Raw genomic sequence first — 17,241 nt, 5'->3', positions numbered from 1 at the left:
TTGCCGGCCTTATTGTTGCATTCATTCGTGCGCGGGTATTGTTGCCGCCATTGCCGCCACCGTTGCCGTCAAGATTGACAATATCGCCCTTCTGACATATATTCCCGAGTCTTGATCGGGAGAGGGTTGCCGGGCGAATTCGCCGGAGCAGCCGCCGAAGGGGCACTACCCAAAAACTCTCAGGCAAAAGGACCGATCAAGGGGCCAGTTTGGCTCAACTCTGGAGAGCGGCCGCGGCATATGCCGGCGGCCCACCGAAGGGGCGCGCGGAGATCCATTTCTCCGTAATCTCTCAGGTACCAAGGACAGAGGGGTCTGCGATCATTGTGGAATCAGCTTTTTAGCCGTTCCTTGTATGTTCTGTTAACCCCTATTCGAATTGGACCGAGGAATCATGACGCTCAAAGCTACCCCACTCAACAACGCCCACCGCGCCGCCGGCGCCCGCATGGTCGATTTCGGCGGCTGGGACATGCCGGTCAACTACGGTTCGCAGATCGAGGAACACAACGCCGTGCGCACCGACGTCGGCATGTTCGACGTGGCCCACATGTGCGTGGTCGACATCAAGGGCGACAACGCGCGCGCCTTCCTGCGCGGCCTGCTGGCCAACAACGTCGACAAGCTGCAGGTGTCGGGCAAGGCGCTGTACTCGTGCATGCTCAACCCGCAGGGCTTCGTCATCGACGACCTGATCGTCTACTTCATCAACGAGAGCTGGTTCCGCCTGGTGGTCAACGCCGGCACCGCCGAAAAAGACGTGGCCTGGATGCAGCAGCAAAACACCGCCACCAACAGCGGCCTGACCATCACCCAGCGCAGAGACGGCGCCAACGCCATGGCCCTGATCGCCGTGCAGGGCCCGAACGCCCGCGCCAAGGTGTGGCAGGTGATCCCGGAATCGAAGGAAGGCACGGCCGACATGAAGCCGTTCAACGTGGCCTTCGCCCAGAGCCCTGTGTTCGGCGAGGCGATGATCGCCCGCACCGGCTACACCGGCGAAGACGGCTTCGAGATCGGCGTCGCCGCCGACCAGGCCGAGAAGCTGTGGAACGCGCTGGCCGCGGCGGGCGTCAAGCCGGCCGGCCTGGGCGCGCGCGACACCTTGCGCCTGGAAGCGGGCATGAATCTGTACGGCCAGGACATGGACGAAACCGTCAACCCGCTGGACGCCGGCCTGGCCTGGACCATCGACCTGGTCGCCGAGCGCGACTTCATCGGCAAGGCCGCGCTGCAGGCGATGGGCCAGAACGCCCAGTTCGTCGGCCTGATCCTGCGTGAAAAAGGCGGCGTGCTGCGCGCGCACCAGAAGGTCGTCGTGGCCGGCACCGACGCCGTCGGCGAGATCACCAGCGGCACCTTCAGCCCGACCATGCAGCAGGCCATCGCGCTGGCGCGCGTGCCCAACGGCGTGGCCGTCGGCGACACCGTGCACGTCGAGATCCGCGACAAGAAGCTGGCCGCGTCCGTCGTCAAGCTGCCGTTCGTGCGTAACGGTAAAATCCTTGCTGTATAAATTAGTACCCCTGACACCTACCCTCTGGAGCCTTACATGAATATTCCTGCAGACCTGAAGTACACCGAATCCCACGAATGGGTACGCGCTGAGTCTGACGGCACCGTCACCGTCGGCATCACCGAGTTCGCGCAGGACGCGCTGGGCGACATCGTCTTCGTCGAACTGCCGAAAGTGGGCACCACCTACGGCGCCGGCGACGACGCGGCCGTGGTGGAATCGGTCAAGGCGGCCAGCGACATCTACGCGCCGATCGCCGGCGAAGTCGTGGCCGTCAACGAAGACGTGGCCAGCGCGCCGGAATCGATCAACACCGACGCCTACAGCGCCTGGCTGTTCAAGATCAAGCCGGCCGACGCCGCAGCGATCAACAGCCTGATGGACGCCGCCGCCTACGGCAAGACCACCGAAGCGTAATTTCGCCGCCACGCCGCACCGTCATTCCCGCTTGCGCGGGAATGACGGCAGCGGCTGATTTGCCGCCCCGCTCACTTACTCAGCTCCCCGCCCCCATATCATGACCCGCACCAGCCTGACCCAACTCGAAGCCCGCGACGCCTTCATCGCCCGCCACATCGGCCCTGACGCCGCCGAACAGGAAGCCATGCTGTCGGTACTCGGCTACGCCTCGCGCGCCGCCCTGATCGACGCCCTGGTTCCCGCCAACATCCGCAACCAGGGCGCGCTGCCGCTGGGCGCGTACTCGCAGCCGATGCCGGAACAGGAAGCGCTGACCAAGCTGAAAAAGATCGCCTCGAAGAACAAGGTGCTCAAGTCGCTGATCGGCCAGGGCTACTACAACACGCTGACGCCGGGCGTCATCCTGCGCAACATCTTCGAGAACCCGGCCTGGTACACCGCCTACACGCCTTATCAGCCGGAGATTTCGCAGGGCCGCCTGGAAGCGATCCTGAACTTCCAGCAAACCGTCACCGACCTGACCGGCATGGGCATCGCCAACGCCTCGATGCTGGACGAAGGCACCGCCGCCGCCGAGGCCATGACCTTGCTGCAGCGCGTGGGCAAATCGAAATCTGCCGTGTTCTACGTCGCCGACGACGTGCTGCCGCAGACCCGCGAAGTGGTCGAGACCCGCGCCAAGCCGCTGGGCATCGAGGTGCGCGGCTTCCATCCGGCCGAGCTGGCCGGCATCGGCGAAGCCTTCGGCGTGCTGCTGCAGTACCCTGGCGTCAACGGCGCGGTGCGCGACTACGCGGCCGACGTGGCCACGATCAAGGCCAAGGGCACGATGGTGGTGGTCGCCGCCGACCTGCTGGCGCTGACCATGCTGACGCCGCCGGGCGAATGGGGCGCCGACGTCGTCGTCGGCAACAGCCAGCGCTTCGGCGTGCCGCTGGGCTTTGGCGGCCCGCACGCCGGCTACCTGGCCACGCGCGACGAATTCAAGCGCAGCATGTCCGGCCGCCTGGTCGGCGTCACCATCGACGCCCAGGGTAACAAGGCCTACCGCCTGGCGCTGCAAACCCGCGAACAGCACATCCGCCGCGAAAAAGCCACCTCCAACATCTGCACCGCGCAGGTGCTGCTGGCGGTGATGGCGTCGATGTACGCCGTCTACCACGGCCCGAAAGGCCTGCAGCAGATCGCCAAGCGCGTGCACCGCTACACCGGCGTGCTGGCGTCCAACCTGAAGACGCTGGGCTACACCGTCGTCAACGACAGCTACTTCGACACGCTGACCGTCGCCGTCAAGAACGCCGAGCAGCTGCACGCGTCGGCCCATTCGCACGGCGTCAACCTGCGCGTGATCGACGCCTCGCACGTCGGCGTGTCGCTCGACGAGACCACCACCCGCGAAGACATCGCGCTGCTGTGGACCGTGTTCGCGCATCCGGTTGGCGGTCCGGCCCACGGCCCGGACTTCGACACCGTCGAAGCGGCTGTTTCGCGCTCGTTCCCGGAATCGCTGGCGCGCACCAGCGACTACCTGACGCACCCGGTGTTCAACCGCTACCACTCCGAAACCGAAATGCTGCGCTACCTGCGCAGCCTGGCCGACAAGGACCTGGCGCTGGACCGCACCATGATCCCGCTCGGTTCGTGCACGATGAAGCTGAACGCGACGTCCGAGATGATCCCGGTCACCTGGCCCGAGTTCTCCAACATCCACCCGTTCGCGCCGGACGCGCAAACCGTCGGCTACCGCGAGATGATCGCCCAGCTGGAAGAAATGCTGTGCGCGCTGACCGGCTACGCGGCCGTGTCGCTGCAGCCCAACGCCGGTTCGCAGGGCGAGTACGCCGGCCTGCTGGTGATCCAGGCCTACCACGCTTCGCGCGGCGAAGGCCACCGCAACATCTGCCTGATTCCGTCGTCGGCGCACGGCACCAACCCGGCATCGGCCAACATGGTCGGCATGCAGGTGGTGGTGACCGCCTGCGACGCCAGCGGCAACGTCGACCTGGCCGACCTGAAGGCCAAGGCCGAGCTGCACTCGAAGAACCTGGCCTGCGTGATGGTGACCTACCCTTCGACCCACGGCGTGTTCGAGGAAGGCATCCAGGAACTGTGCGAGATCGTCCACGGCCACGGCGGCCAGGTCTACATCGACGGCGCCAACATGAACGCGCTGGTCGGCGTCGCGGCGCCGGGCTCGTTCGGCGGCGACGTGTCGCACCTGAACCTGCACAAGACCTTCTGCATTCCGCACGGCGGCGGCGGCCCTGGCGTCGGCCCGATCGGCGTCGGCGCGCACCTGGCCAAGTTCCTGCCCAACCAGCGCTCGAACGGCTATATCCGCGACAACGCCGGCATCGGCTCGGTCAGCGCGGCGCCGTACGGTTCGGCCAGCATCCTGCCGATTTCGTGGATGTACATCGCGATGATGGGCGCCGAAGGCCTGACCGCGGCCACCGAGACGGCGATCCTGAACGCCAACTACATGGCGCGCCGCCTGTCGCCGCACTTCCCTGTGCTGTACTCGGGCCACGACGGCCTGGTGGCGCACGAGTGCATCATCGACCTGCGTCCGCTGCAGGATGCCACCGGCATCAGCAACGAGGACGTGGCCAAGCGCCTGATGGACTTCGGCTTCCACGCGCCGACCATGAGCTTCCCGGTGCCGGGCACCCTGATGATCGAGCCGACCGAGAGCGAATCGAAGGCCGAGATGGACCGCTTCATCGACGCCATGATCACCATCCGCGGCGAGATCGCCAAGGTTGAAAGCGGCGAATTCGACAAGCTGGACAACCCGCTCAAGTTCGCGCCGCACACGGCCGAGGTGTTGACGGCCGACGTCTGGGAGCGCAAGTACAGCCGCGAAGTGGCGGCCTACCCTGTGCCGTCGCTGCGCAAGCAGAAGTACTGGCCGCCGGTCGGCCGCGCCGACAACGTCTACGGCGACCGCAACCTGTTCTGCGGCTGCGCGCCGATGAGCGACTACGAGTAAATCACCCGCTCCTCACGAAGCCCGGCACACGCCGGGCTTTTTTTCGCCTAAAGTGTTTGACATGCTGACACCTGTCAGATATTCTTTACATATGAAATCGAAAACGCCACCCCCCACCGGAGACCAGCTGCTGGCCATGCTGGCGGCGCTGTCGAATCCGCACCGGCTGCGCATCATCGCCGCGCTGTCGGCGGGCGGACGCAACTACGTCAGCCAGATGGCGCGCGAGCTGGGCATCAGCCGGCCCTTGCTGCACCTGCATCTGCAGAAGCTCCAGGACGCGGGGCTGGTCGCCAGCCAGCTGGAGTTGTCCACCGACGGCAAGGCGCTGAACTATTTTGAAGTGAACGCCTTTGCCGTCGAGCTGACCCCGGCCTTGATCGCCGAGGCGGCGAAAACCCTGTCCAACAACACTGAAACCTAGAGGCCATCATGTCCGAACACATCTACTTGTTAACCCTGGCCCTGCCGCTGGCGGCCATCGTCGCGGTCTTCGGCCTGCGCGCGCTGGCTGCGGTCAAGCAGGCCAGGCTGCGTTTTGAGAACGATGAAGAGTACCGGCAGATCGCCGAGAAATCGGCGGCCGCTCAGGCCGAAACGGCAGCCGCGCTGAAGGCCATGGGCGCATCGCTGGCCGACGTCCAGTCGCGGCTGGCGCAGGTCGAGAAGGTATTGAAGGAAGTCGAGTAATCCATTTTTTAAGGAGCCACGCCATGCATCAAGTATCGTTGTTACGCCTGTATATGCTGAGAACCGTGTACCTGATCATCGCCGTGGGCCTGGGCCTGGTGATCTGGCCCGGCGTGATCCATCACGCCCAGCCGTGGGGCCTGATGCAAGGCTTCGTCAACTGCATGCTGGCCGCGTTCGGCCTGCTGTGCGCGCTCGGCATCCGCTATCCGCTGCAGATGCTGCCGGTGCTGCTGTGGGAGCTGAGCTGGAAAGTCCTGTGGCTGGTCGTCGTCGCGCTGCCGGCCTGGCGGGCAGGCCCGCTGGATCAGGCCATGCTGGAAAACCTGATTGAGATAGCCGTGGTGGTGATCATCCCGATCGCCATGCCGTGGGGCTATGTGTTCAATAAATACTTGAAACAGCCGGGCGACCGCTGGGTGAGCGCCTAGCTGCGCACCGACGCCAGACGCAGGCGCGCCACCCGGGGCGAGCCCGCCGGATGGACCAACCCGGGCGGATCGCGTCCTTCGTCCAGCTTGAACGTCGCCACCGCCTCCGACAACGTGACGGCCTGGCGCTGCAGGCCGGTCGCGGCGGCGGCGGCCTGCTCCACCAGCAGCAGGTTTTGCTGCGTCACCTGGTCCATCCCGACGATGGCCTGTTTTACGTCCTGCAAGCCCTGCGCCTGTTCCGCGCTGGCCTCGCTGATCTGGCCGATGATGTCGCCCACCTGCCGCACCGACGCCACGATCTCCTCCATGCTGCCGCCGGCCTCCTCCACCGAGCGGCTGCCGCCCTCGATCTCGGCCACCGACTGGGCGATCAGCAGCTTGATCTCCTGCGCCGCAGTGGCCGAGCGCTGCGCCAGCGTCAGCACCTCGCCCGCCACCTGCGCTAAGCCCTGCCCGTGCGCGCCCGCGCGCGCCGCCTCGGCCGCCGCGTTCAAGGCCAGCAGATTGGTCTGGAAGGCGATGCCGTCGATCACGCCGACGATCTCCACCACCTTGCGCGAGCTGCCGCGGATGGCCGCCATCGTCACCACCAGCCGCTGCACCATGCTGCCGCCGCGCACCGCGAAGCTGGTGGCGCAGCGTGCCAGCTGGTTGGCCAGTTGCGCGTTGGACGCGGTCTGCGTCACGGTCGCGCTGAGCTCCTGCATCGAGCTGCTGGTCTCCTCCAGCGTGCTGGCCTGCGCCTCGGTGCGCTGCGTCAGGTCGGCATTGCCCTGCGCGATCTCGCGCGAGGCGGTGTCGATCGACTGCGCCGACGCCAGTATCGTCTTCAAGGTCGTGTTCAGGTTGCGGATGCTGGTGTCCAGGGCGCGCGCCGTCTCGGCGATTTCGTCCTTGCCATAGACCCGGTTCTTCACCGTCAGGTTGCCCTCGGCCAGGTCGACCGCCGCCGCGCCGATCTCGCGCACCTCCTTCAGCATGGCGTTGCGCACCGCCATCGTCACCAGCAGCGACAGCGCGATCGACAGCGCCACCACCACCGGCATCATGGTCAACAGCGACTTGAACTCGGCTTCGGCATCGGCGTAGGCGCGCTCGCTGAGCGACTGCTCCAGCCGCGACAGCTGCTCCAGCCGCTGCGCCACCACGTCGAACGCGCGCTCGGCCTTGGACATGGCGTTGGCCGCCATCGACTGGTCCACCATGGCCAGCTCGACGACGTCGGCGATGGCCTGGACGTACAGCGCGTGCGCGGCCTGCGACTGCGCCACGAAGCGCCGCTCGGCGGCCGAGTTCTGGGTGGCCATCTCCAGCTGCGCGAACTGGCGGTCCAGCGCCGCGTGGCGGGCGTGGATGTCGCGCACCAGCGCGTCGATGCGCGGCGGCGAGAAGCTGGCGTTGATCCAGGTGAGCAGCTGGTAGATCTCGGTGTGGGCGTGCTGGGCGCCGGCCACCAGGTCGGCCGCCGCCTTCAGCCGCACGGCGCGCTGCTGCACCATGTCCTCCAGCCGCTGGTTCTGCCGCACCATGCCCAGCCCGGCGCCCGCCGACAGCACGATCAGCAGGATCAGCACCACGCCGGGCGCCAGCAGCAGCTTGGGACCTATCCTCAGTTTGCTGAGCATCGCGGCTCAGTGCTTGTAGATGCCGGCTTCCAGCGCCACGTCGCCCACCCGCAGCACGTAGGTGGTCTTGGCCTCGACCTTGCCCGATTCGGGGTTGCGGAACTTGTAGCCGACCCAGCCGTGACCCTGCCCGCGCGCCACCGCCACCATCTCCCGGCGGAACGGCTTGCCGTCGGCGTCCGGCACGTCGAGCAGGTTCTTGCCGATCAGCGCGGTGGTCGGATGGGCCACGGTGATGCCGTCCAGGTCGCGCATCGCCAGGTACAGCGCGCCCTGGTTGAATTCCGGATCCCGGCTGTTGATGCGCGCGATCATCGCCGCCTTGCCGTGCGTGCGGACGAACCGGGCGCCCTTCTCGGCCAGCACGACCGCGTCTTTTTCGTTGGGCGCGGCGGCGGCCGCAGTGTAAGGGCCGCTCAGCAGCAGGATGATGGCAAACAAGGCGCGCATGATTCCCCCCGGCAGGTAAGATGTTGTAATCTACGTCACGCCACCCGGCCTAATATTGTGTTTAGTCAATTCCACCACGGCCCGACAAAGAAACAACAGGAACCCCATGAAAGCCTCCACCAAGGCGGCGCTGATCTCGGCGCTGCTGTTCCCCGGCCTCGGCCACCTGGCGCTGCGGCGCGGCCTGCGCGGCCTGCTGTTCATCGTGCCGACGCTGCTGGCGGCCGGCTATCTGCTGCGCACCACGCTGGTACTGGCCGGCACGCTGGTCGACGACATCAACAGCGGCAAGCTGCCGTTCGACCCGTTCGCCATCCTCGAACGCGTCAACGCCTCCGGCATTGACAATCCGGCCACCAACGGCGCCGCGCTGGTGTGCATCGTCTGCTGGGCCGGCTCGGTGCTCGATGCGCTATGGCTGGGCCGCCAGCAGCGCCACTGACACCGCTACCTGTTGCGGAAACGCCATTGCAACACGGCAGCCGCCGCGCGCCCCTGTACAAGCGCGCCGCGACCTGCCACCATCTTAACTATGAGAAACAAAATCCCGCGTCCACCGCGCCGTGCGCTGGCCGCGCTGACCTTGCTGCTGACGCTGGCGCCCGCGCGCCACGCCGCCGCCGATAGCACCGACCACTCCGCCGCGCCGCAGGACGCTGACCTGACCGCGTTGCCGCTCGAACAGCTGATGGCGCTGGAAGTGTACAGCGCCTCCAAATTCACCCAGCGCGCCAGCGAGGCGCCGTCCAGCGTGACCGTGCTGACCGCCGCCGACATCCGTGCCTACGGCTGGCGCACGCTGGCCGACGCGCTGCGCAGCGTGCGCGGCCTGTACGTCAGCTACGACCGCAACTACAGCTACCTGGGCGCCCACGGCTTTTTGCGGCCGGGCGACTACAACACCCGCTTCCTGCTGCAGATCGACGGCAACCGCGTCAACGACGCCGTCTACGACCAGGCCCCGCTGGGCGCCGAATTCCCGCTCGACCTGGAGCTGGTCGAGCGCATCGAATACGTGCCCGGCCCCGGCTCGTCGATCTACGGCGCCAACGCCTTCTTCGGCGTGATCAACGTCATCACCCGCCGCGCCCAGGACCTCGAAGGCAGCAACGCCAGCGTCAGCGGCGGCCAGGGCGGCGCGCGCCGCGCCAGCGCCAGCCACGGCTGGCGCGACGGCGCCGGCATCGACTGGCTGCTGTCGGCCAGCCGCTACAAGACCGACGGCCGCGACCTGTTCTACGCCGACTACGCCGGCGACGGCAGCGACGGCGTGGCCCGCGGCCTCGATTACGAAAGCGGCAGCCGCCTGTACGCCAAGGCCACGCGCGGCGCCTGGACCGCCACCCTGCTGCACGCCGAACGCGACAAGGGCGTGCCGACCGCCTCGTTCAGCCAGGCCTTCAACGACCCGCGCTCGCGCACCATCGACGACCAGACCTATGCCGACCTGGCCTGGCACGGCGCGCTCGGCGCCCGGGCCGAGCTGGACGCCCGGCTGTACTGGGGCGCCTACGAAACGCTGGGCGACTACGTCACCGATAACCAACTGCGCACCCTCAACCGCGACCTCAGCACCGGCCGCTGGTGGGGCGGCGAACTGCGCGCGCTGGCCGCCGCCGGCGGCCACAAGCTGCTCGCCGGGCTGGACTTCGAGGACGACTACCGGCTGCGGCTGCTCAACTTCGACCTCGAACCGGCGCAGAGCTACCTGGAACAGAACCGGCAAGGCCGGCGCATCGGCCTGTACGTCCAGGACCAGGTGGCGCTGACGCCGACGCTGCTGCTGAACGCCGGCCTGCGCTACGACCACCACCCCGGCAGCGGCGGCGTGTTCAACCCGCGCCTGGCGCTGGTCCGGCAGTGGGACGTCGCCACCACCGTCAAGGCCATGTACGGCAGCGCCTACCGCGCGCCCAACATCTACGAGCGCTTCTACCAGGTGCCCGGCGCCGGCGGTCAGCTGGCCAATCCGGCGCTGGGCCGCGAGCGCATCCGCAGCAGCGAACTGGCGCTGGTGCGCCAGCTGGCGGGCAACCGCCGGCTCACCGTGTCGGCCTTCCGCAACGAGGTGTCGGGGCTGATCGCCGCCGTCGACACCGGCGAGCTGCCGATGTTCGTCAACGCCGGCACGGCGGTCGCGCGCGGGATCGAACTCGAATACGAGCAGAACTGGGCCAACTCGGCGCGGCTGCGCACCAGCTACACCTGGCAGCGGGTGCGCCAGGACGGCGCCGGCGACGGCGTCAACACGCCGCCGCAGCTGGCCAAGCTCAACCTGGCGCTGCCACTGGCCGGGGCCTGGCGCGCAGGCGCCGAAGTTCAGTACGTCGGGCAGCGGCAAATGATACAGGGCGGGCGCAGCGGCGCCCACGTGCTGGCCAACCTGAACCTCTACTCCCAGCGGCTGACGCGCCACTGCGACGTCGCGCTGGCGGCCTACAACCTGTTCGACCGCCGCTACGCCGACCCGGCCGCCGACGAGCACCGGCAAAACGCCATCGCCCAGGACGGCCGCCGCCTGCAGCTCAAACTGACGCTGGCCTACTGACATGCCCGTCGCGCACCTTCCCTCCCCGTCCACCCTGCGCGCCGCGTCGCGCGGCGCCCTGTGCGCGCTGCTGCTGGCGGCCAGCGGCGGCGCCTGGACGCAGGTGCCGCCGCCGGTCACCGCGCCGGTGGCCGAATACCAGCTCAAGGCCGCCTACATCTTCAACTTCGCCGTGTTTGCCGAATGGCCGGCCGACGCGCTGGCGGCCGGCGATCCACTGCAGCTGTGCGCTTACGCCGGCAACACGCTGTTCGACGCGCTGCAGGCGCTGGCCGACAAGACCGTCAACGGCCACCGGCTGGCGGTGCGGGCGCTGGCCGGCGACAGCACGCGCGGCTGCCACCTGCTGGTGCTGGACCGCCAGGACCGCGAGCGCTGGCCGCTGCTGCACCGCAGCCTGACCTTCGCCAGCGTGCTGACGGTGGCCGACGACCGCCAGATCGCCGCCGCCGGCGCCATGCTGTCGCTGTTCATGGAGGACAAGCGCGTCGTGTTCGACGCCGACCTGGGCGCGGTGCGCAGCGCCCGCCTGCTGCTCAGCTCCAAGCTGCTGCGCCTGGCCAGGAGCGTGCAATGAGCAAGCCGCCGCAGTCGCCCACGCCGCTGCCGAACATCTCGCTGCGGCCCGGCCCGCTGGGCAGCCGCGTCGCGCGCAGCAACCTGATGGTGGCCGGCGCCGCGCTGGCCCTGGCCGGCGTGCTGCTGGTGCTGTTCCAGTACATCGCGCTGCGCGGCGCGCTGCTCGACGACCTGCAGGTGCAGGCGCGCATGACCGGCAACAACAGCACCGCCGCGCTGCTGTTCGGCGACCAGCGCGCCGCCGCCGAAACGCTGGCCGGGCTGGCGCTGTCGCCGGCGGTGCAAAGCGCGGCCGTGCTGGACCGCGCCGGCCGGCCGCTGGCCGGCTACCAGCGCGACGGCGCCGCCGCGCCCGCGCTGACGCCGCAACTGCTGGCCGAGCGGCGCCAATTCAGCGGCGCCACGCTGGAGGTGCTCGAACCGGTGTCGGCCAACGGCGAGATGATAGGCAGCGTCGTCATCCGCGCCTCGCTGGCGCCGCTGTACCAGCGCCTGACCGGCTTTGCCGGCTTCACCGTGGCCGCCGCGCTGGCCGCTCTGGGCCTGGCCTGGCTGCTGGTGGCGCGCATGCGCGCCGCCGTGCGCAAGGCCGAGCAGCACCTGCACTACCTGGCCCACGTCGATCCCATCACCTCGCTGCCGAACCGCAACGAGTTCAACGAGCGGCTGGCCGCCTGCCTCAAGCGCGCCGACCGCCAGCACACCGCGGTCGGCCTGCTGCTGCTCGACCTCGACAACTTCAAGGTGGTCAACGACACGCTGGGCCACAACTGCGGCGACCTGCTGCTGCAGCTGGTGGCGCAGCGGCTGCGCGGCACGCTGCGCGCGCACGACATCATCTGCCGCATCGGCGGCGACGAGTTCGTGGTCATCATCGAGGCGGCCGAAGCGGCCGGCGAAGCCGACACCGTGGCGCGCAAGATCCTGCGCGCGCTGTCCGAGCCGTTCCAGATCGAGCACCACCTGCTGCACGTCAGCGCCAGCATCGGCGTGGCGGTCTACCCGGCGCACGGCGACAACGCGCTGTCGCTGATGCGCGGCGCCGACACCGCCATGTACTACGCCAAGAGCCTGGGCAAGAACGGCTACGAAATGTTCCTGCCCGAGATGGCGTTGCGCGCGCACAAGCGCCTGAAGATGGAGGCCAATCTGCGCCGCGCGCTGCAGGAAAACCAGCTGACCCTGCACTACCAGCCGCAGATCGACGTGCGCAGCGGCCGCATGACGGGCATCGAAGTGCTGTGCCGCTGGACCTGCCCCGAGCTGGGCACGGTCAGCCCGGCCGAATTCATCCCGGTGGCCGAGGAAAGCGGCGTCATCGTCCCGCTGGGCCGCTGGGTGCTGCAGACAGCCTGCCGCCAGGCCGCCGCCTGGCGCGGCCAGGGCCTGTTCGACGACATCGCCCACTTTGCCGTCAACCTGTCGGCCGCGCAGACGCGCGACGTCGGCCTGATGGACGAGGTGCTGGCGCTGCTCAAGGAAACCGGGCTGCCGGCCGGCGTGCTGGAGCTGGAAATCACCGAGGGTGTCATGATGGACAACGTCAACGCCAACCTGGCGCTGATGCAGCGCATCCAGGAAGCCGGCATCCACCTGTCGATCGACGACTTCGGCACCGGCTACTCGTCGATGGCGTATTTGAAACGCTTCCCGATCGACCAGCTGAAGATCGACCGCAGCTTCGTCAGCGACGTGCCGGGTGACGGCGCCGCCATCGCCACCGCCATCATCGCCATGGCGCACAGCCTGAACCTGTCGGTGGTGGCCGAGGGCGTCGAAAGCGCGCAGCAGGTCGAGTTCCTGCGCGAGGCCGGCTGCGACATCATGCAGGGCTATTATTTCGCCAGGCCGATGGCCGCACCCGAGCTGGAAGCGCTGCTGCGCGAACGCCGCCGCTTCATCGGCTAGCGGCGCCGGACCGTCTGTCGTACAATCTGCCTGCGCACCGCCATACGACAGCCTTCGATGTACCTTCCGCCGAAAGGACACGCCATGAAACCGCTTCCGTTTGCCCGCACCACGCTGATTCGCAACACGCTGTTCGTCCTGCTGCTTGCCGGCGCCGCCGGCACCTTGCTGGCCCAGGCCCCCGGGATACGCCGCACGGTGATCAAGAAGGCCGACGTCTCGGTGCCCGGCCGCGAAGCGGTGGTGGCCAGGGTGGAGCTGGACGCCGGCGCCACCGCCGGCCGCCACACCCATCCCGGCGATGAGATCAGCTACGTGCTCGAAGGCGAAGGCGAATTGCGCATCGACGGCGAAGACCCGCGCCGCGTCAAGGCCGGCGAATCGTTCGTGATCCCGGCCGGCACCGTGCACGACGCCCTCAACGTCGGCAGCGGTACGCTCAAGCTGGTCGGCGTGTACGTGGTCGAAAAAGGCAAGCCGCTGGCTACCGCCGCCAAATAGTTGTCATCACAGTTTCATCTGATGGCGCTACAGTGGCGGCGCCTCGAATGAATATTGAACTGTAATGATGATGATGTTGACTTCCCTCGCCCGGCTGCGCGCAGCCGGTGCATACGCCGCCCCTGCCGCCCTTGTCCTCCTGCTGGCGCCCGTCTGCGCCCACGCCGGCCGTCCGATGACGGTCGACGATGCCGCCATTGCCGCGCCCGGCCAATGCCAGCTGGAGACCTACGCGCAGCATGCGCAGCACTACGACGAATACTGGGCCACGCCGGCCTGCAATGTCGGCGGCGACTGGGAGCTGGCCGTCGGCGGCGCCTGGGCCGACGACACGGCCGGACCGCACAGCCGCACCGTGCACTTCGGCCGGGTGCAGGCCAAGACGGTGTTCAAGCCGCTGGAGACCGACGGCTGGGGCCTGGGACTGGTGCTGGCCGACCAGTTCCGCACCGGCCGCAGCGGCGACGGCGACCTGTCGGCCAACGTGCCGCTCAGCTTTTCGCTGCGCGGCGATGCGGTGCTGGTGCACGTCAACCTCGGCGTGATGCGCCCGGCCGACGCCCGCCGCAGCAACGCCACCTGGGGCAGCGGCGCCGAGTTCAAGCTCGGCGAGCGCGACTCGCTGACGGCCGAAGTCTACGGCCAGCAGCGCGCCGGCTCGCGCTACCAGTTCGGCCTGGCCCACGCGCTGATCCCCGACCACCTGCAGGTCGACGCCACCTGGGGCCGGCGCCTGGCGCGCGGCGCCGTCGAACAGGTCGTCACGGTGGGCCTGGTGCTGCAGTCCAACTGAGGCGCTATGCCGCCAGCCGGCCGGCCGGCAGCGCCGGCGGCATCGCCATCATGCGGCGCCAGCACAGACCCAGCGCCAACAGGCCGCACGCCGCCACGACAGCGCCCAGCGCCATCCACGGCACATCGAACAGCTTGCGATCGGCCAGTGTCGCCAGCAACCAGCCGGAAATCACGAACAGGGTCCAGCCTATCATCCCGTTATGGCTGGAGGCCGGGCGCATCGCCGCGTAGTCGCGCAGCAGCGTCGCTGGCAGCAGCACCAGCAGTGCCGCCAGCGTGACGGTCGCGCCGTGCGCCGCCGCCACCGCATCGCCGCTGCACGTGTCCACCAGCAGCGCGCCGGCGGCGGCCACCAGCCATACCAGCAGGTAGCGTCCCAGCAGCGTGCGCGCCAGCACACGGTTCAGCAGCGCCGGCGAAGGCGCGCCCGGCGCCAGCAGATACAGGCGCTGTTCAGTGGCATTGCGGCCGATCGCCTGCACCACCGCTGTCGTGTAAATCAGCGGCGCCATCAGAATGAACATCGGCGGCAGCGACGTGTGCGCCAGATTGCCGACCGTGGACCCGGGAGCGCCCAGCGCCAACGCCAGCAGCGACAGCAGTGTCAGCCCCAGCGCGTATGCCATGCTGCCGCCCGCATGCGTTTCCGGACCCAGCGCATGCATCATCATCCGCACCGGCGACGGTGCGTGCGTCGCACGGCGGCTGTCGCGCCGCAGCGCCGCCAGGTACGGCGAGCGCATTCCATTACCCACTCGCCACACCCACGGCTTGACGTTCGCCGTATAGTCGGCCGGTGCAACACCACGCAGGCGTCCGATGCAAACGGTGAGCCTGCGCTGCCAGGCCCAGTGCCGGTCGCCGCCGCGCGGGAACACCTTCAGCAGGCTCCAGGTCCACAGCGCGGTCGCCGTCAGCAAGCCGATGCCCGAAATGGCCGGCTCGCCCATCGCCGTCGCCGCATTCCCCACCCATCGCGCCAAAGGGTGGCCGAGCGACGCCGAAGCGAAAATCAGCACGGAAGGTAGAATGAACAGCAAAGTGTAGCGTTGTACGAGCAGCACATAGGAGAAAAACAGGCACGCCGACGCCACCGCGTAACCGAAGTGTCCGTAGACCGCCGCAATCATCCCTGCCGTCAATACGCTGCTACAGACATGCAGCGCGGCGGTCAAGGTCATCAGGCGACGCCGCAACCCGGGTACCAGACAGGCGTATTCAGGCTGGTTCTGCCGCACCGCGCTACGCACATAGGTGCCGTACCACAGCACAATGACACCCACACCGGCAAGCACCGCAAACAGCCGCGCGGGGCCTGGCAGGTGCAATACCCCGGAGAACAGCCACGGCAAGCCCACGGCGGCGGCCGCGGCCAGTACGGTCACGCGCACCAGCATGCCGCGTGCGACGCGGTCGCGCATCACCTGCAACAGCAACTGGCCATAGCCCTGATGGAACGTGGCCGCGCTCATTTGGTCACCTCGACGAACAGGTCTTCCAGGCTCAGGGTTTCGACCCGCAGCTCCGGCCCGGCGCGCAGGTCGGCCGCCTCCTGCCCGCTCAGCCGCGCCAGGATGCTGACGCCGCCGCTGCGGTCCTGCCGGCGGCCGATCTCGTCGCGGAAGCGCAGCGGCGCCAGCGCGGCGGCGCTGCCGGTGATGCGGTGCGTGCTCTCCAGCAGCTCATCCAGCGGCGCCTGCAAGGTGATCTTGCCGCCCTGCAGGAACGCCACGTCCAGCGCCACCCGCTCCAGGTCGGACAGGATGTGGGTGGAGAAGATCACCGTCGTATCGCGCTCGATGACGCCATCCACCAGCTCGTGCAGGAAGTCCCGGCGGCCGACCGGATCGAGGCTGGCCACCGGCTCGTCCAGCACCAGCAGGCGCGGATCGTGCGCCAGCGCGCGGATGATCGACAGCCGCTGCTTCTCGCCGCCGGACAGGCGGCCGATCTGCTTGCCGGCGCAGTCGGCCAGGCCCCAGCGCTCCATCAGGCCGGCCACCTTGGCCTCGTTCCAGCGCGGGTACAGCGCCTTGAAATAGTCCAGCATCTGCGCCGGCGTCAGCCACTCGAACAGCTCCGACTTCTGCGGCACGTAGCCGATGTTGGCGCGCGCCTCGTCGCCGATCTGCGCGGCCGGCTGGCCGAACAGCGTGCTGGCGCCGGCGTCGGCCTCGCGCAGCCCGAGCAGGCATTCGAGCAGGGTCGACTTGCCGGCGCCGTTGCGGCCCAGCAGGCCGATCACCTTGCCCGGCGCGATGTCCCAGTTCACGCCCTGCAGCACTTGCTGGCCGCCGAACGATTTATGCAGGTTGGCGACATTGACGATCGATGCATTCATTTCTCTTCCTTCAGGATTTTATTAAAGAGAGCGATCACGGCGTCCGGATCGAGTTCGAGTTGACGGGCTTCGGCGGCGGCCCGCTCCAGCGTGGGCCGCAGCAGCGCTTCGCGTTCGTGCGTGCTGTGCGGCGCCGCCTTGCGCTCGGCCACCAGCATGCCGATGCCCCGGCTGCGCGCCAGCAGGCCTTCGGTTTCCATCATGTTGTAGGCCTTGGAGACGGTCATCGGATTGACGGCCAGCGCCTGCGCCACTTCGCGCACGGACGGCAGCACGTCGCCCGGCGCCAGCACGCGGGCGGCCAGCAGTCGGCGGGTCTGCTCGATCAGCTGGCGGTAGATCGGCTCGGACGAACCGGTCGCGATCGTGTACAGGGAGGGGGTATGGGAAGCCATCGCCAGTCGTATCTGTGTATTAGTTGAATAATACAGTAGACTACAAA

At 68.1% G+C, this 17,241-nt stretch carries 17 protein-coding genes and 2 riboswitches; of the genes, 12 read left to right on the top strand and 5 right to left on the bottom strand.

All coding sequences use genetic code 11. The features are described 5' to 3' along the window. Positions 1-106 precede the first annotated feature (106 nt). Positions 107-205: riboswitch (glycine riboswitch) on the top strand. Positions 206-210: 5 nt separating this feature from the next. Further along, positions 211-319, top strand: a riboswitch (glycine riboswitch). Positions 320-394: 75 nt separating this feature from the next. From gcvT to ABWW33_RS26825, 6 genes are all read left to right on the top strand, one after another. Further along, positions 395-1,516: a glycine cleavage system aminomethyltransferase GcvT gene (gene gcvT, locus ABWW33_RS26850; RefSeq protein WP_353404496.1), complete on the top strand. Its 1,122-nt coding sequence runs from the start codon at positions 395-397 to the stop codon at positions 1,514-1,516. A 36-nt stretch (positions 1,517-1,552) separates the two neighbouring features. After that, the gene (gene gcvH, locus ABWW33_RS26845; protein ID WP_353404495.1) at positions 1,553-1,933 is read left to right on the top strand and encodes a glycine cleavage system protein GcvH; all 381 of its coding nucleotides are present in this window, start codon (positions 1,553-1,555) and stop codon (positions 1,931-1,933) included. 100 nt (positions 1,934-2,033) lie between these two features. Next, the gene (gene gcvP, locus ABWW33_RS26840) at positions 2,034-4,928 is read left to right on the top strand and encodes an aminomethyl-transferring glycine dehydrogenase (RefSeq protein ID WP_353404494.1); all 2,895 of its coding nucleotides are present in this window, start codon (positions 2,034-2,036) and stop codon (positions 4,926-4,928) included. A 91-nt stretch (positions 4,929-5,019) separates the two neighbouring features. Further along, positions 5,020-5,352 carry an ArsR/SmtB family transcription factor gene (locus ABWW33_RS26835; RefSeq protein ID WP_353404493.1) on the top strand — a complete coding sequence of 111 codons (333 nt, stop codon included), beginning with the start codon at positions 5,020-5,022 and terminating at the stop codon, positions 5,350-5,352. 8 nt (positions 5,353-5,360) lie between these two features. After that, positions 5,361-5,618 carry a hypothetical protein gene (locus ABWW33_RS26830; RefSeq protein ID WP_176651134.1) on the top strand — a complete coding sequence of 86 codons (258 nt, stop codon included), beginning with the start codon at positions 5,361-5,363 and terminating at the stop codon, positions 5,616-5,618. Between the two features lie 23 nt (positions 5,619-5,641). Further along, the gene (locus ABWW33_RS26825) at positions 5,642-6,049 is read left to right on the top strand and encodes a hypothetical protein (RefSeq protein ID WP_353404491.1); all 408 of its coding nucleotides are present in this window, start codon (positions 5,642-5,644) and stop codon (positions 6,047-6,049) included. On the opposite strand, the gene ABWW33_RS26820 is transcribed toward ABWW33_RS26825, so the two are convergent. Both ABWW33_RS26820 and ABWW33_RS26815 read right to left on the bottom strand, forming a co-directional pair. Beyond that, complete coding sequence (locus ABWW33_RS26820; RefSeq protein ID WP_353404489.1) at positions 6,046-7,677, bottom strand: methyl-accepting chemotaxis protein; 1,632 nt, start codon at positions 7,675-7,677, stop codon at positions 6,046-6,048. The genes ABWW33_RS26825 and ABWW33_RS26820 overlap by 4 nt on opposite strands. 6 nt (positions 7,678-7,683) lie before the next feature. After that, positions 7,684-8,127, bottom strand: a complete 444-nt coding sequence (locus ABWW33_RS26815) for a cache domain-containing protein (protein WP_353404488.1) — start codon at positions 8,125-8,127, stop codon at positions 7,684-7,686. 106 nt (positions 8,128-8,233) lie between these two features. Here ABWW33_RS26815 and ABWW33_RS26810 point away from each other — a divergent pair, with 106 nt between their 5' ends. The 6 genes from ABWW33_RS26810 to ABWW33_RS26785 all read left to right on the top strand — a co-directional run bounded on the left by ABWW33_RS26810 (position 8,234) and on the right by ABWW33_RS26785 (position 14,456). Beyond that, on the top strand, positions 8,234-8,569 hold the full coding sequence (locus ABWW33_RS26810; protein WP_176651138.1) for a DUF6677 family protein: 336 nt from the start codon (positions 8,234-8,236) through the stop codon (positions 8,567-8,569). A 90-nt stretch (positions 8,570-8,659) separates the two neighbouring features. Next, positions 8,660-10,675, top strand: a complete 2,016-nt coding sequence (locus ABWW33_RS26805; protein ID WP_353404487.1) for a TonB-dependent receptor plug domain-containing protein — start codon at positions 8,660-8,662, stop codon at positions 10,673-10,675. Position 10,676: 1 nt separating this feature from the next. Continuing rightward, on the top strand, positions 10,677-11,252 hold the full coding sequence (locus ABWW33_RS26800; protein WP_353404485.1) for a YfiR family protein: 576 nt from the start codon (positions 10,677-10,679) through the stop codon (positions 11,250-11,252). Beyond that, complete coding sequence (locus ABWW33_RS26795) at positions 11,249-13,162, top strand: putative bifunctional diguanylate cyclase/phosphodiesterase (RefSeq protein ID WP_176651141.1); 1,914 nt, start codon at positions 11,249-11,251, stop codon at positions 13,160-13,162. Before ABWW33_RS26800 ends, ABWW33_RS26795 begins: the two co-directional genes overlap by 4 nt. An 84-nt stretch (positions 13,163-13,246) precedes the next feature. Next, positions 13,247-13,663 (top strand): cupin domain-containing protein, encoded by a 417-nt coding sequence (locus tag ABWW33_RS26790; RefSeq protein WP_176651142.1) that lies wholly within the window; start codon positions 13,247-13,249, stop codon positions 13,661-13,663. A 64-nt stretch (positions 13,664-13,727) separates the two neighbouring features. Then, positions 13,728-14,456, top strand: coding sequence for a PA4824 family protein (locus ABWW33_RS26785; RefSeq protein WP_353404483.1), 729 nt, complete (start codon positions 13,728-13,730; stop codon positions 14,454-14,456). A 4-nt stretch (positions 14,457-14,460) separates the two neighbouring features. Here ABWW33_RS26785 and ABWW33_RS26780 read toward each other — a convergent pair whose 3' ends face one another. The 3 genes from ABWW33_RS26780 to ABWW33_RS26770 are packed head-to-tail and all read right to left on the bottom strand — an operon-like array spanning position 14,461 to position 17,194. After that, on the bottom strand, positions 14,461-15,930 hold the full coding sequence (locus ABWW33_RS26780; protein WP_353404481.1) for a hypothetical protein: 1,470 nt from the start codon (positions 15,928-15,930) through the stop codon (positions 14,461-14,463). Continuing rightward, complete coding sequence (locus ABWW33_RS26775; RefSeq protein ID WP_176651145.1) at positions 15,927-16,799, bottom strand: ATP-binding cassette domain-containing protein; 873 nt, start codon at positions 16,797-16,799, stop codon at positions 15,927-15,929. Before ABWW33_RS26775 ends, ABWW33_RS26780 begins: the two co-directional genes overlap by 4 nt. After that, the gene (locus ABWW33_RS26770) at positions 16,796-17,194 is read right to left on the bottom strand and encodes a GntR family transcriptional regulator (RefSeq protein WP_353404479.1); all 399 of its coding nucleotides are present in this window, start codon (positions 17,192-17,194) and stop codon (positions 16,796-16,798) included. The genes ABWW33_RS26775 and ABWW33_RS26770 overlap by 4 nt, the downstream gene beginning before the upstream one ends. Positions 17,195-17,241 lie beyond the last annotated feature (47 nt).

It is taken from the genome of Duganella hordei, from assembly GCF_040369125.1.
Taxonomy (GTDB): domain Bacteria; phylum Pseudomonadota; class Gammaproteobacteria; order Burkholderiales; family Burkholderiaceae_D; genus Rugamonas; species Rugamonas hordei.
This window is presented reverse-complemented; position numbering and strand designations above follow the sequence as displayed.

Coding starts and splice junctions, on each gene's coding strand:
- ABWW33_RS26800 (WP_353404485.1), top strand. CDS start 10,677: ATGCCCGTCGCGCACCTTCCCTCCCCGTCCACCCTGCGCGCCGCGTCG.
- ABWW33_RS26775 (WP_176651145.1), bottom strand. CDS start 16,799: ATGAATGCATCGATCGTCAATGTCGCCAACCTGCATAAATCGTTCGGC.
- ABWW33_RS26790 (WP_176651142.1), top strand. CDS start 13,247: ATGAAACCGCTTCCGTTTGCCCGCACCACGCTGATTCGCAACACGCTG.
- gcvT (WP_353404496.1), top strand. CDS start 395: ATGACGCTCAAAGCTACCCCACTCAACAACGCCCACCGCGCCGCCGGC.
- gcvH (WP_353404495.1), top strand. CDS start 1,553: ATGAATATTCCTGCAGACCTGAAGTACACCGAATCCCACGAATGGGTA.
- gcvP (WP_353404494.1), top strand. CDS start 2,034: ATGACCCGCACCAGCCTGACCCAACTCGAAGCCCGCGACGCCTTCATC.
- ABWW33_RS26825 (WP_353404491.1), top strand. CDS start 5,642: ATGCATCAAGTATCGTTGTTACGCCTGTATATGCTGAGAACCGTGTAC.
- ABWW33_RS26810 (WP_176651138.1), top strand. CDS start 8,234: ATGAAAGCCTCCACCAAGGCGGCGCTGATCTCGGCGCTGCTGTTCCCC.
- ABWW33_RS26785 (WP_353404483.1), top strand. CDS start 13,728: ATGATGATGATGTTGACTTCCCTCGCCCGGCTGCGCGCAGCCGGTGCA.
- ABWW33_RS26795 (WP_176651141.1), top strand. CDS start 11,249: ATGAGCAAGCCGCCGCAGTCGCCCACGCCGCTGCCGAACATCTCGCTG.
- ABWW33_RS26830 (WP_176651134.1), top strand. CDS start 5,361: ATGTCCGAACACATCTACTTGTTAACCCTGGCCCTGCCGCTGGCGGCC.
- ABWW33_RS26815 (WP_353404488.1), bottom strand. CDS start 8,127: ATGCGCGCCTTGTTTGCCATCATCCTGCTGCTGAGCGGCCCTTACACT.
- ABWW33_RS26770 (WP_353404479.1), bottom strand. CDS start 17,194: ATGGCTTCCCATACCCCCTCCCTGTACACGATCGCGACCGGTTCGTCC.
- ABWW33_RS26835 (WP_353404493.1), top strand. CDS start 5,020: ATGAAATCGAAAACGCCACCCCCCACCGGAGACCAGCTGCTGGCCATG.
- ABWW33_RS26780 (WP_353404481.1), bottom strand. CDS start 15,930: ATGAGCGCGGCCACGTTCCATCAGGGCTATGGCCAGTTGCTGTTGCAG.
- ABWW33_RS26805 (WP_353404487.1), top strand. CDS start 8,660: ATGAGAAACAAAATCCCGCGTCCACCGCGCCGTGCGCTGGCCGCGCTG.
- ABWW33_RS26820 (WP_353404489.1), bottom strand. CDS start 7,677: ATGCTCAGCAAACTGAGGATAGGTCCCAAGCTGCTGCTGGCGCCCGGC.